The 13,505-nt window shown below is 46.9% G+C and carries 10 protein-coding genes; 2 read left to right on the top strand and 8 right to left on the bottom strand.

Annotated elements, in window-relative coordinates; all coding sequences use genetic code 11:
• Positions 1–365: 365 nt before the first annotated feature.
• The 7 genes from B3W37_RS07845 to B3W37_RS07815 all read right to left on the bottom strand — a co-directional run bounded on the left by B3W37_RS07845 (position 366) and on the right by B3W37_RS07815 (position 10,174).
• The gene (locus tag B3W37_RS07845; RefSeq protein WP_483171072.1) at positions 366–1,553 is read right to left on the bottom strand and encodes an acetyl-CoA acetyltransferase; all 1,188 of its coding nucleotides are present in this window, start codon (positions 1,551–1,553) and stop codon (positions 366–368) included.
• A 41-nt stretch (positions 1,554–1,594) separates the two neighbouring features.
• Positions 1,595–3,040, bottom strand: a complete 1,446-nt coding sequence (locus B3W37_RS07840) for a hydroxymethylglutaryl-CoA synthase family protein (protein ID WP_483171071.1) — start codon at positions 3,038–3,040, stop codon at positions 1,595–1,597.
• 245 nt (positions 3,041–3,285) lie between these two features.
• Entirely contained in the window at positions 3,286–4,791 is a 1,506-nt protein-coding gene (locus B3W37_RS07835) for a 4-hydroxyphenylacetate 3-hydroxylase N-terminal domain-containing protein (RefSeq protein ID WP_483171070.1), read from the bottom strand.
• 647 nt (positions 4,792–5,438) lie between these two features.
• The gene (locus B3W37_RS07830) at positions 5,439–6,584 is read right to left on the bottom strand and encodes a thiolase family protein (protein WP_483171069.1); all 1,146 of its coding nucleotides are present in this window, start codon (positions 6,582–6,584) and stop codon (positions 5,439–5,441) included.
• 94 nt (positions 6,585–6,678) lie between these two features.
• Complete coding sequence (locus tag B3W37_RS07825) at positions 6,679–7,098, bottom strand: Zn-ribbon domain-containing OB-fold protein (RefSeq protein WP_483171067.1); 420 nt, start codon at positions 7,096–7,098, stop codon at positions 6,679–6,681.
• A 102-nt stretch (positions 7,099–7,200) separates the two neighbouring features.
• Positions 7,201–9,033, bottom strand: a complete 1,833-nt coding sequence (locus B3W37_RS07820) for an acyl-CoA dehydrogenase family protein (protein ID WP_483171066.1) — start codon at positions 9,031–9,033, stop codon at positions 7,201–7,203.
• 340 nt (positions 9,034–9,373) lie between these two features.
• The gene (locus B3W37_RS07815; protein ID WP_483171065.1) at positions 9,374–10,174 is read right to left on the bottom strand and encodes an enoyl-CoA hydratase/isomerase family protein; all 801 of its coding nucleotides are present in this window, start codon (positions 10,172–10,174) and stop codon (positions 9,374–9,376) included.
• A 952-nt stretch (positions 10,175–11,126) separates the two neighbouring features.
• Here B3W37_RS07815 and B3W37_RS07810 point away from each other — a divergent pair.
• Positions 11,127–11,609, top strand: coding sequence for an FAS1-like dehydratase domain-containing protein (locus B3W37_RS07810; RefSeq protein WP_483175284.1), 483 nt, complete (start codon positions 11,127–11,129; stop codon positions 11,607–11,609).
• A gap of 16 nt (positions 11,610–11,625) precedes the next feature.
• Positions 11,626–12,099 carry a MaoC/PaaZ C-terminal domain-containing protein gene (locus B3W37_RS07805; RefSeq protein ID WP_481042947.1) on the top strand — a complete coding sequence of 158 codons (474 nt, stop codon included), beginning with the start codon at positions 11,626–11,628 and terminating at the stop codon, positions 12,097–12,099.
• 243 nt (positions 12,100–12,342) lie between these two features.
• On the opposite strand, the gene B3W37_RS07800 is transcribed toward B3W37_RS07805, so the two are convergent.
• Positions 12,343–13,329, bottom strand: coding sequence for an MBL fold metallo-hydrolase (locus B3W37_RS07800; RefSeq protein ID WP_483175282.1), 987 nt, complete (start codon positions 13,327–13,329; stop codon positions 12,343–12,345).
• Positions 13,330–13,505 lie beyond the last annotated feature (176 nt).

Raw genomic sequence — 13,505 nt, 5'->3', positions numbered from 1 at the left:
ATAAAACCGCCCTGCATACACTTCCATGGATTCAAATAAATGTCCATTACCGGGAAATCGTATGTGATGCTTTCATTTTCAATATACTCTACGAACTTCGGTTGCATCAGTTTGGCGCAGGGATTGGCCACATCCTTTAACCGATCCTGTAAAGGGCTTTTGTCGGTATGTCTGGTCAAAATAATTCACTCACTTCCCAATAAATTCGCATAAAGGTTGCCATCCCACCACAGCCGGTCCGCTCTCGGGATTAAACAGTAACCGTGTGTCCGCGTTGGGGTAAGAACCCCTGAAATAGGACTTCCTATTCAAGGAAACCTATTTAAGGGGTTCCAAAGGTAATTGTAGAATAAAACAGAATTGATTTAATTGCCGAGTATGGTTACCGCAGCCAAACTATAGGAAGGAATTCCTCCCATGTTATGGGTGATGCCCAGTTTGGCGTTTTGGATCTGTCTTGGGCCGGCTTTACCCTGTAACTGCTTGTAAACTTCATAAATCATGCGCAGTCCGCTGGCGCCGGTCGGGTGGCCAAAGCATTTCAATCCGCCGTCGGGCTGGCAGGGAATCTGTCCGTTTAGATCGTAAAATCCGGATTCAACATCTTCCCGGGCTCTCCCCCGGGGAGAAATCTGCAGGTCTTCGTAGGCGGTAAGCTCAGTGATGGAGAAGCAGTCGTGGACTTCCATCATACTGATTTCTTGGCGGGGATTCTTGATTTCGGCTTCTTCGTAAGCCTTGATTCCCGCCCGGTAAGTCGACTCTACATGAGCACCGTCCCAGGTATTAAAGGCTGATTCCTCACCAGAGGTGGCCGCGATTTGCATCGCCTTGATATAAATCGGGTCTTTTCTGAGTTTTCTGGCTATTTCAGGAGTTGTGACAATAGCACAGGCTGCCCCGTCACTCACCCCGCAGCAGTCAAACAGTCCCAACGGAGATGCAATGATGGGAGCCTTTAATACATCTTCAATGGTTATTTCTTTTCTGAGGTGGGCCTTGGGATTCAACATACCGTTATGATGGCTTTTCACCGATATATGGGCCAGAATCCGTTTGCCTTCTTCAGGATCGATGCCATATCTGGCGAAATAACCGTTGGCCATCTGGGCGAATTCACCAGGAGCAGTTGAATTCGGACCGATCAGTCTTCTGACTGTACCCATCTGTCCGGGAGGAAGCCCGCCAAAACCAGTGTCTTTCAACTTTTCCACACCCAGTGCCAGAGCGATGTCGTAGGCTCCGGAGGCAACTGCATAACATGCCCCGCGAAATGCTTCAGTACCGGTAGCGCAGTAATTCTCGGTCCTGGTTACAGGGGTATAAGGCATTTTTAAGGTTGAATTCAAAATGATGGCGCTTTTGCCCAGCGAGGTTTCATCAACGCTGCAGCCCATCCAGGCCGCGTTAATATCCTTTTTCTCAATGCCGGAGTCTTCCAGAGCTTCTAAGAAACAATCCAATATCAAGTCATCAGCACTTTTATCAAAACGTTCGCCGAACTTGGTACAACCCATACCAATAATAGCAACTTTATCTTTTATACCACTCATTATTTAACCTCCCTAATGATGTGTTTTATCACCGCGTTAACTTAGGCTTCTACCGCAGGAACCGCCTTCCAGTAATAGAAGTGAATAGAGCGATTGGCATCGTAGTATTTTCTTCTAAAGGTCATGGTTACAGACATGCCCACTGATAATTGTTTGGGATCACAGTCGGTCAGGTCTAACTGATGCCTGCCGCCGCCTTCAAATTCAACAATGGCGTAACTCTGGGGAGGATTGGGCGTAAATGCAAGATTATCGGAGGTATAGGAGATCACTGTGCCCTTCTTGTCTGCAAATCGATATAATTCCATCTGGTCGACAGCTTCACAGGCAGGATTTACACAAACTCTTGATACCGGATACTGAACCGTTCCACACTTCAGGCATTTGGACCCGGACAAACTTAAAATGGAGTCGCGCAACCGCCAAGTCTGCGATAACTGGGTGGGAGGAACATGCTCACCGCGAATGCCTGTTTCCACCGGCAAAATATCACGGAATACCAGGTATTGAATATAGTTGGTCAAATCGGCTTTGATATTGAGGTAGCCTTTTACCCCTTTAACATGTTTGATGTCGTTGATTTTGTCGGTAACCTGGAAATACAGTGCATCACAGCCGTTCCCGAAGCTGGCCACCAATATCTTATCGCCCGGTTTGGCTTCCTGCAGAACATTGACAAACATCATCAGCGAATAAGCAGAACCGGTGCTGCCTACGACGGCCTGCAGATCATCGGCTATTTGACTTGGATCCATACCCAGCTTCTTGGCCATTGCGGCTACATCCCGGCTGTTGGGGCAGGGGTAAATAACTTTGCTGAAGTCTTTGATATCAAGATTATACTTTTTAAGCAGACCCGAGATAACTTCGGGGATCATTTTAAAATAGCCCTCATCCCGGACCCATCTCGGTTCCCAGGTCTTGCCAAAGCGGTCTTTTTCATCGCGGCGGATATCCACAAAGTCATAACTTACGGAATAAGAGCCTTCAAAGGAAGCCACAACGTCTTTGTCACTCACCAGGAAGGCTGCTGAGCCATCGCCAAAAGCTGATTCTTCAGGGCTGGCCGGCTTGCCCAGGCGCATATCGGAAGCAGTGACCAGGGCCTCTTTTGCGCTCTGTGCCTTCACTGCATCCAGGGCGGCGATAAGAGCTGCGGTTCCAGACTTAAGCGCGCCGGCAACATCGGCAGTACGGACAGCATCGCCCAGCCCCAGGGCTGTGGAAACAATACCTGCGTTTTGTCTTTCCTTATAAGGCAAGGTGCTTGAAGCCAGGTATAAAGCATCAATATCGGTTTTGTCCAGATTGCCCATGCAATCCATACCGGCAGCCACAGCCATAGTAATGGCATCTTCATCGAAGTTGGCTACAGATCTTTCGCCTTTACCGCCAACCGGGCTAAACCATCCTATCGCCTGGGCGATAACTTTGCGGTTCATGCGGTAACGGGGAATATAAGCACCAAATGATTTAATACCTATCATATTTCTTTCAGACTCCTTGTTTATAATATTTAGGTTTTTAGGATACCTATAAACCTGATAATACCGGGATTTATCCCTAATACTCAGACCATTCGTGGCCGGTCTGAAATTTAGCCCGCCACCCCTTTTTATGGGTATAAAACAATCATTTCGATCCGGCATTGCTTGAGAAATTACTAACAAGCATCAGTCCCAGAAGGGAATATGACCACGTCATATTCCCTTCCAGTAATAATTAAATGTACTTAGATCTTAACGTCGTTCCAAACCGGGAATTTGGGCAGACTTGCAAAGTCTTCACGGATCGGGCCGTCTTCGGTAATATGAGCGCATCTCCGGGCTGCTGCTTTATGGCCTTCCCAATCGGCCAGGGCGTAGAACATCAATTTCTGGGCATATAATGAGCCTTCGGCATGGATGGTTCCGCTCACCCGGAAGCCGTCTGTCAATTCCCGGGCCAGGTATAATGCTTTCATTCGGGCTATACCGGAACTTCCAGCTTTTCCGGCCATGTATTTATCCAGCAACCCTCTGGTTTCAGAATTGTAGAGGTCTTTCGGTGACGGGATTGTGGAAAGAATCCCTCCGGCAATGTCATGCAGTATTTTTATAGCCGCATGATAGTTGTCGGCAAAGAAGAACTTGGTGCAATTTGAATACATCGGGTTCGGATATACCATTCCGGAATATTCATCGCGAATAGGGTTCTGGCCGGCACAATGGCCCAAAGCTTGAGAAGTCTCGGCATAGAATGACAGCCAGGACAGCTTGTCTTTAATATGAGAGGCATTTTCCAGCCCCATATATTCAGACAGCAATTTGGCGGTTCCCAATATGATTTCCAAGTCCGCAATCTTATAAGAGTCGCCGCTCAGTCTGTGGAAGTTGGTAAACATGGCGGTATATTCAATGGCATATTCGTATTCGCCTTTCAGGAATACTCTTTCCATGGGAATGAATACGTTGTCAAATACAACGATGGCGTCGGCTCCATAACGGCTCCCATAAATGGGGTGTTCAATCAAGTCTAAATTGGTGGCGTCATGCTTGGCCTGAATCAGTTTGATGCCTTTGGTGCCAGGCGAAATGGCAAAGGCCACCGCATAAGCTTTATCTTTTTCCGTCATGTTGCGGCAGGGCAGAACCACCAGCTCATTGGTAAACGGGGCATAAGTGATATGATTCTTGGCTCCGCTTACCACGATTCCGTCCGGCCTTTCCTCCACGATGTGAACGTAAGAGTCCGGATTGGACTGTTGGTGAGGTCTTAAATGACGATCACCTTTTACGTCGGTCATGCACATAACCAGTGATGAGTCATTGGCTTTCAAGGATTTTCTGAATAGTTCCACGCGCTCCGAGTAATTGGTGCCCAGTTCAGCATCGATTCTATGGCTGACAGATGTCAAGGCATGCAGTGAATCAACCCCGGCGAATTTAGCTCCGCCCGGCAGTCCGACACAGACGCGGGAAAGAGTCTTGATCAGTTCAGCTCTTCTCATCAAGTCTTCTGAAGAGGTGGGGGGCTTAAAAGTAAAGGCATAAGGTGTGCCATCATCATCTATTTCGTTAAACAGATCATAGTATTCGGGCATCTGCGCCACCCTGTAATCCATAGCACAGAGTTCTATACCGGACTTGAGAATCGGGTCCTCAAACATAGTCGTGCCATTATACTTTTTGCCGTCAAAATATACTACTCTTTCATCTTTAAGACTTTCCATGTATTCTTCAGCAGTTCTAATTGCCATCTTGTTTCCTCCTTGCCTGAATAATTACAGCATTATTTTTATTTTGAGTTGAGTACAGAAATAAAGCGGATGTTCAATATTCATGTATGTCATAAATAATTAAACCTAAAAACACCCCCCGTTAAATGAAGTGCATCACCCTTCACATATCATCTAATTGCTTTTGAGGCTGCCGTGAGCATGGAACAAACCATATATTCACGTATTAATGCAATATTCATACCATGTTTTTCAACACGCTCAGCCCGGGGGCATATTTAGGCAAAAACCTGCATTTGGCGCTGAATGACAGCCGGGTTGCTTGAGAATTATTATTGCCGCCAGCTCTTTAAGGCGGGATGGAGATAGTCCGGGATGTAATTTAGAAATTCCGCGGGCCATATCTGCTGTCTCATGGAGCAGCCGTTCGGACACTGTACGCCATACCGGACGAATTTTCAGCCATCGCATCCGCCATGATTTTCAAGGTCTGTACCCTGTGTTCTTAGCTTGTACCCGTCTCCAAAAAAATTCCGTACCGCTACCTAAATAGCGGTACGGAATTTCATGATTTTGACTGGCCGGCGATACGGCCCCATATCGGGTATGTTCAAGCCTGTCCGGCTTACTTTGCCGGCATATCATCAGTCATGACACTTGTCTTGACTTTACCGCGATAGAATTACAACATTGCTGATACCAGGCGCGCCGTAAACCTGAGTTAAGGCAGTCTTGGGCTGCTTGGGCATCTGATGAAGACCGGCTTCGCCGCGCATCTGCAGGCAAACCTCATATACCTGTCTTAAGGCAGAGGCGCCAATGGGCTCACCGTTGGCAATAAGTCCACCATCGGTGTTTATCGGCAAGCGGCCGGTAATTTTGGTTTCACCATCCTGGATCATTTTGGTCTGCTCCCCGTCTTTGCAAAGGCCGGTTTCAGCCATATGCATGATCTCATGGGCAGACTCGGTATCCTGGAGCTGAGCCACTTCTATTTCATCAGGGCCGATGCCCGCCATTTCATAGGCTGCCTGAGAGGCCAGTACTACAGGTGTGGGGGCATCTTCCAAAGGCTTCGCGGGGGTAAACACTTCCAGAGATCCAAAGGCTCTGGTACGCAGGGCAATACCTTTGATATAAATCGGCTTGCTGGTATATCGTTTGGCTATGCTTGCTTTACAGAGCACTACCGCAGCCGCCCCTTCTCCCGGCGAACATAGCATGTACTGGCGCAGGGGATTCGACAGCATGGTTGAGTTTTTGATAGCCTCGTAATTCAGGCCGTCACGGCGCCAGGCTTTGGGGTTGAGAGTTCCATTGTGATAGTTTTTCTCCGCGACGCGAATGAGGCTGTCTTCTGTGATATCATAGTCATGCATATAGCGTTGGGCCTTCATGGCGAAAAATTGCACTGTAGCCAGAAAACCAACATCTTGATACCATTGTTTCAAACCATAGTCCTGAACCGTGGTTAAGAACATTCCTCTGGGATGCTTGTCAAATCCAACCGCCAGGGCTATATCAGCTATTCCCGATTTGATTGCCATACAGGCTGCTCCCAAAGAGCTGCCGCCGGTTGCGCATCCGTTATATAAGTTGTTAAAGGGCACTCCGTTGGGTCCGAGCTTGCCGCACAGTTGATCGGCTCTGCCGCCGTCCCTGGTGCCGCCGGCTGCATACTGAACATCTTTCCATTCAATGCCGGCATCCTGCAATGCTTCCCGAATCGATTCAAGGCCCATATCTAAAGCGGTTTTATCTCCAAATCTTCCAAATGGGTGTTGGGCTATGCCTATAACTGCTACACCTTCCAAATCATTTACCTCCCTTAAACATATGCTTGTTTCACATGTGTATTATTGATCCTTTTCAATCACAAACTGGCTCAATGACTGCAGCAGACGGTCTTTACACAGGTTTGAAAGCATAGATCATGGTTTCAGTTCCATCCGGCTCAACCCGGAAGGGCACTATTACCATCTCCATATCCATTCCAATTTTTAATTCGGATGCATCATTGACCAGCAGACGTGACTCCACTCTTACCTGACCCGGCAATTCAACATAGCCTATAAAGTACTCTTTAAAATCCTTGGGATCTTTGTAGTCGTTAAGGCCTTTGGTCCAATAATTCTGTGAAGTCCAGGTCCACAGGGTTCCCTTGGTTTTCAGTTCAATGTCTTTCAGACTCGTGCCGCCGCACTTGGGGCAAGCGGTATTTATCGGAAAAATAACATTGCCGCAATCATTACACTCATTCGCCTTCAACTTGGGTTCAGCGGCCGGCCATGTAAAAAGGTCAGCATCAATAGGGACTTGTTTTTGCATTTTACCGTCTCCTTTCTGGGTTCGAAGTTAAAATCTTGGCTTCATTTTATAGTTGTTAATATAAGCTTCAATATCTTCCACGCCGGAGGCAAACCTGACTCCTTAATAGTCGAATATGGCGTTATCGAAATCCACTTCGGTGGAGTCTGAACTCACAATCATGCTGGCAGTACTGATGATTGCGGGTACGATATTCTTTACATAGTACCTGGTTGCCACCACTTTACCGTTGTAGTAATTGTAATCATAATGGTCTTGGCCATTTTCTTTAGCTTTCTTAGCAGCCAGCAGAGCCTGGTCGAGCAATAGGCGCCCGGCAAACAACTGTGCGGTTGCGGTCAGAATCTTGCAAGCATAGAAGGAAAGGGTGTCCTGATTCTTTTCCAGGTCGGTTTGCCACTCTTTGACTTTTTCCACAATACCGCGATAGGCCTTATAGGCTTCGTCCATGATGGCAAATTCGCGGGCAAATACTTGTGATGATTGGTTGTTTTCGATAAAGGCAGCTATTTCGTCGAGGGCTTTCTGGAATGGCACCCCCTTGCCCATAGTCATCTTCCGGGAGATCAAATCCCAGGACTGAATGTAATTGGTACCCTCAAGTATGCTGGTGATTTTGCAGTCTCTGGCAATGTGAGCCACCGGGTATTCTTCACTGTAGCCATACCCGCCATAAACCTGAATAGCATCGGCAGCTACATTCCAAACCTCGTCAGTGCAATATGCTTTGGCCAGCGGAACCAGTATGGCCAGATTGTCAGCCGCGGCTTTCCTGACTTCGGGATCGGCATGATGTTTACTGATATCCACAAAGTAATTGCCTTTGTAAACCAGAGCGCGGCCGGCTTCAGCTATGGCCTTGCCGTTCAAAAGTTTCCTTCTGATGTCGGCATGTTCAATGATGCGAACCCGTTCGCCTTTGCTGTTGTAGCCCTGAACCCTCTCCGCCGCATAATCCCTGGCATTATAGGTGGCATTGGCTGATAAGGCGGTGGACCACAGGCCGTTGCCCAGGCGGGATGAATTGACCAGATTGAATATGATCTTCATGCCGTCGCCTCTGCCGCCGTTCTGCAGCGGGTCGATGCCCACTCTCCAGCCCCGGCAGCCGTCATTGTCGCCATAGCTTAAAGCGCAGGTAGGCTGACCATGCAGACCCATTTTATGTTCCACCGAAGTTACCGCAAAATCATTGGGCTCCATAGTGCCGTCTTCATTAACCCAGATTTCCGGCAGCATAAACAAGGAAACACCGGGTGTACCGGGCAGTGCGCCTTCCACTCTGGCCAGACACATTATGATATTATTCTCAGTCAAGGGGTGGCCGGCGCAGGAAATGAATATTTTTTGACCTTTTAATTTATAGATGTCCGGGTCATCGGTCGGATAAGCCCTGGTCAGCAAATCGCCGACATCGGATCCGGCGCCGGGTTCGGACAGGCCCATACCTCCGCTCCATTTTCCAGTCAGAAGATTGGGCAGGAATATCTTTTTGGTTCTCTCACTGCCAAAGCGGGCAATTATATCGGTTACCTTGGAGGACAGGGAAAAATACATCTGAAAATCGCAGTTGGCGGCCTGGAACATCTCACGGCAGGCCGAGTACAGGGTTTCCGGCAAGGTTACGGCTTCCGGATCGGGGTCCGCATTGGAATTGCCCCAGCCATTGGCCTGTATCATGTCCCACAGAGCCTGATAGGAAGGCGGTACGATTACTTTGCCGTCAACCAGTTTGGCCGGGTTTTTGTCAGCATCTTCATAAGCAGGCTCCAAAGCCTCTTTAGCCATTTTGCGAGCCGTATTTAAGAGCGGCTTGATTTCGTCTTTGGTATAAGCGCTGTACTTCTCGCAAGCAAAAATATCTTCGATAGGCAGCCACTCTTCAAGTATGAATTCTAGATCTCTGGTGTTTTTATACGCAAAATTTGAACCCATTTATTTCATCCTTTCCGATACTATGAATATTTTCGTCCTCCGCTCATGGCAAATTCCAACGATACTATCGATCTCAACCGGGTTATCTAAAAATAATATGTGTTCTAGCATATATCCCCGATATTCGTGGTCAGCCTTAATCCAAACAACGCCCGGCAAAATCAAGTACAGTTAAAACCCTGTCAACCACTCCCTTCAATTTTCCGGGAATTTTATCTTTCATAACCGTTTCCCATGCTATATTGCCACTTACAGGACGTATCAATCATACTGACCATACTGACAATGATATAATCCATGTATTAATTAGGTATTAATCAACTCTAAAACCCTAACCCAGCTATATAACGGCTTTATTCATAGTTTTGTGCTGTGAAGTTTCAGAAGGTTTACGTTTCTCGAAAAATGCCTTTCTTCCTTCAATATGCTCGCTCCCGAATATACACAGCCCCTGAGTCCTGGCTTCCGCAATTATGGTACCGTCAAGGCCTAATTGTCCTGCTAGCTCTAGATTCACTTTAGCCAAGGCCATGGCTTTCGGAGCATTTTTAGCTAATTCATCAGCAATTGCCATGGTTTCTTCAACGACCTTGTCCGCAGGGAATACATTATTAACCAGACCTATGCGAAGTGCCTCGGCGGCATCTATTATTCTTCCGGTTAAAGTCAGTTCTTTGGCCTTCTGGAGGCCAACCAGTCTGGTTAAGAGGTAACTGACACCGCAATCCGGCACTAATCCAACCTTTAGGAAAGCCATCGAAAATTTTGCCTTTTCTCCCGCGTAAATCAGGTCACAGGCAGTTGCCAGGCTCAGCCCGGCTCCCATAGCGTAACCTTCAACTAAAGCAATGGTTACTTTGCTCAATCCGTCAATGAATTGCATTATCTGGGCAACTTCTTCAATATACTCATTGCCTTCGATGGGGGTTTTCAGCGCTCCTAGTTCGGCAAGATCTCCGCCGGTAGAGAAACTGCGTTCTGTTCCCTTAATAACAATCACATTAACATCGCTTTCATTTGCTTGGTGCAATTTATCGATCAAGGCAACCCTGACCGGCAAACAAAGACTATTTAAAGTTGTAGGATAATTGATTTCAATAATTCCTACTTTCTCTTTCTGTTCAAAAGTTACAATGGACAAGTGCTTCACCTCCGTAAATTCCTGAATTATTTGCAAAATATAAACTAATAATCTAAAAGCTCACCAAAAAGGTTAAGCAAGACTTTACTTGTGACTACCGCATAAGCTTTGATGGTCACAACGTCTACCTCTATCTTCACCTCCATTTAGGACTACTGGTTAATATTTGACCGACAATATTGCAATTTGTATGCCAACTCGGCAGGAGAGAACCACAGGCCCGGGCCAACCCGTCCGGTTAAGGGCTATTCCGGGTGATTAGCCGGATCTCAGCAAAAAGAAGAAATAAAATAGGGCGCTATGCCCTGCTTCATAAGCTGTTGGCCATTTAGGAAGAATATATTTATCCTTAATATTCCTTCTGTTCTTCTGGGCTTAATTTTACCCGGCCGAATCATGAAGAAGGACGACTTCGATCCAGCCCGGTTTGAAGCCATCGGTTTTGGCCCGGGCGAGGGGCGCCTGGAGATTTCGCCAGGCGGTGGAAACCGATGGGGAAGATGAAGTTTGGCTTTAGTTAAAAAGGCATAGCAAGTGATAATCCGACCAAGGTTCCTATAGCGCAACAGTCCGGTTTATGCCTGAATGTAGAGAACCATGTCAAGATATTGATCTAAGTATTGACCGGGATACGGTTATGAAATGCAATTTCCAAACAAAACGTCCGATATTTTGGAAGTTGTCCGATTTAAGATACATCGCCCGGTGGTTAATTTTCAGCCCAACTAACTATCACCGAAGCAAAACTATAAGTAAGCTGAACCAGGATAGTCTTTTTACGGAAAGCAATGCTAGATCGTGATGGCATAATAATTGCAATACAAAGAAAGGGAGCTTGGCTAGAGAGAATGGACGCAGGTTGTAGAAGCATAAGCAGATACAAATTATCGTCCGGATATAAAGGGATTGTTAACAATTAATGCTTATTTAATAATTACGAGGAGGGATGGTCATGATTCCGGAAGTAGCTATGAAGTTCCAAGGCAAAGTAGCAACGCCTATGATTCTGGAAGTGGAAAAAGGGGCAATAAAGAAATATGCCGATGCTGTCGGGGACGAAAACGGTCTTTTCTGGGATGAGGAGTATGGCAGAAATAGCCGTTACGGTTCAATCGTGGCTCCGCCAGGCTTTTTTGGCTGGCCTTTAAAATGGAAGGGCACTTTTGTCTTAATGACGGAGCTGAGGAATGAGTTTATGAAAGCCCTGGCAGTTGAAGGCTATATCCGCTTTTTGGATGCCGGAATAGAGTATGAATTTATCAGTCCCATCCGGGCAGGAGATACCCTGACCGCTTCCCTGGAAATCGAAAGTGTCACTGGTCAAGAAACCAAGGCTGGAACACGCATCGTCTGTGTAAATAAGACTTCATATTATAACCAGTTTGGAGCCTTGGTAGCGATTGCTCGTCAAACCTCTTTCTTGAGCAGAACTTAAATGGAAGGTGAGATTTATGGCCAGAAATCTTTTATATTGGGAAGACGTAGAAGTTGGTTCCGAGCTGCCCGCTTTGGCGAAAACCGCTACAACATTAATGCTGGTGAAATGGGCTGCCGCTTCGGCGGATTTTAACCCGCTTCATTTTGATCTTCCTTTTGCAGAATCGCAGGGTATAGGAAGACCGATAGTTCACGGGCAGCTTAAGCGTGCCTGGCTGGTTCAATTGTTAACGGATTGGATCGGCGAGGAGGGATGGTTGAAGAAGTTTTCCTGTCAGTTCCGCGGCATGGATTACCCTATCAATATGAAATCTATCTCGGAACCTGCAGAAGACAAAGTCACTCACTGGTGCAAGGGCAAGGTGGTAAACAAAAGCGTGGAAAACGGTGAACATTTGGTGGAATGTGAAATATGGGTTGAAGATGAAACCGGCAAACCGACCACACCCGGAACGGCCACAGTTGTCCTCCCTTCAAGAGCGGGTTGATGGAAGCGGAGTTGCCAGCAGTATCTTGCCGTCTCGTAAAAAGGCACTCTACCGGCTGTCAAACTTTGTAGCAGCCGATTGCAAAAACCTCCCGGCGGTTTACGAATAAAACTGCCGGGAGGTTTTTATCATGATTAAAAAGGCAGCTATCCGGACAATAGAGAAGTAAAGACGGTCCGGCGGTTGTGCTGCCATTCAATGCTGTTGAGGCGGAAAGAAATTTACATATTGAGAGCAAGCAGGCTAGCATTGCTCCTTACGGAAATAATAGATGCCTTCTTCAAAGCTCATCCTCACTTGACCCTTTAACACCAGGTAATGGAGATGAGCCATAGCCTCGGCGGCGGCATGTATTTTCTGGTTTATGGGGAAATCATCCCAACGCCGGTAGGATAAGTCCCATCTCATTCTTTTGGCAACTTGTGCGGCGCTCATTTTTTGGCTTCCCACAATACCCAGGATATCCTCAATACGCCGGACATGATGTTGTTTAATTTCTTCAACCCGACCCCGAAGGTCATAGATTAAAACCCGGTGAGCCGGCAGTACCAGATGGACATCCAAAGCCGCGATTTTTTCCAGACTAAGCAGATACTCTTTCAATGCATCGCGGTCCAAAACCCACAAGCCAATATTAGGAGTGATTTTTGCCAAAACGTGATCCCCCGAAATGAGGATTTTTTGATCGGGTTCATAAAGGCACATGTGCCCCTGGGTGTGTCCTGGTGTCTCCAGGCATTGAAAGTGGTATCCGCCGACATCAATGCGGTCTCCTTCATGCAGCATAGTAAATTTCACCAATCCGGTACTGGCGTATTTTACCACGGCTTCCTCCTCCGGGAGGTTGGGAGTGCCATCCGCCAACAGACCGCTGTGATACAGATGGTTTACATTCCTGGTGTGAAAAATGTTCGCCTTATAATTGGCATTAACCATCTGGGCATCAGATTCGCTCATCCACACGGTGTTGGTGGGCGTAGACAGGTATCCGATCAAACCAATATGATCAGAATGGTAATGGGTGATGAACAGGTCGGTATCATCCATACTGACGCCTAATTCCGTTAAGGCTTGAGCCATTGCCACCCAGCAGACATCCAGGTTAAAGCCGGTATCTATCAACAGATTTCTTTCTTTGCCGCGGATAAAGTATGAATTGAGCACCCTGAGCGGATTGTTGGGCAAAGGTATTTCGATTCGATAAAGATTAGGAAGTACTTCTTCAATCATTCTTGTTTGGTCCCTTCTTATGGAGTGCTTGAATACTTTTTCCTGTTTTCCAAAACGTATTAAGTAAATATCTCTTTAAAGGCATTTCAAGCCTCACAAATATACGCCTCCCACCCCAGCCTTGTCAATATCATTGCTGTCATGGAAAGTGGCTGCTATCCTGTGGATAGCAGCCT

The sequence above is a fragment of the Syntrophomonas sp. UBA5494 genome (assembly GCF_002426325.1).
The sequence above is the reverse complement of the archived record's forward strand: the minus strand, read 5'-3'. Positions and strand labels throughout refer to the sequence as shown.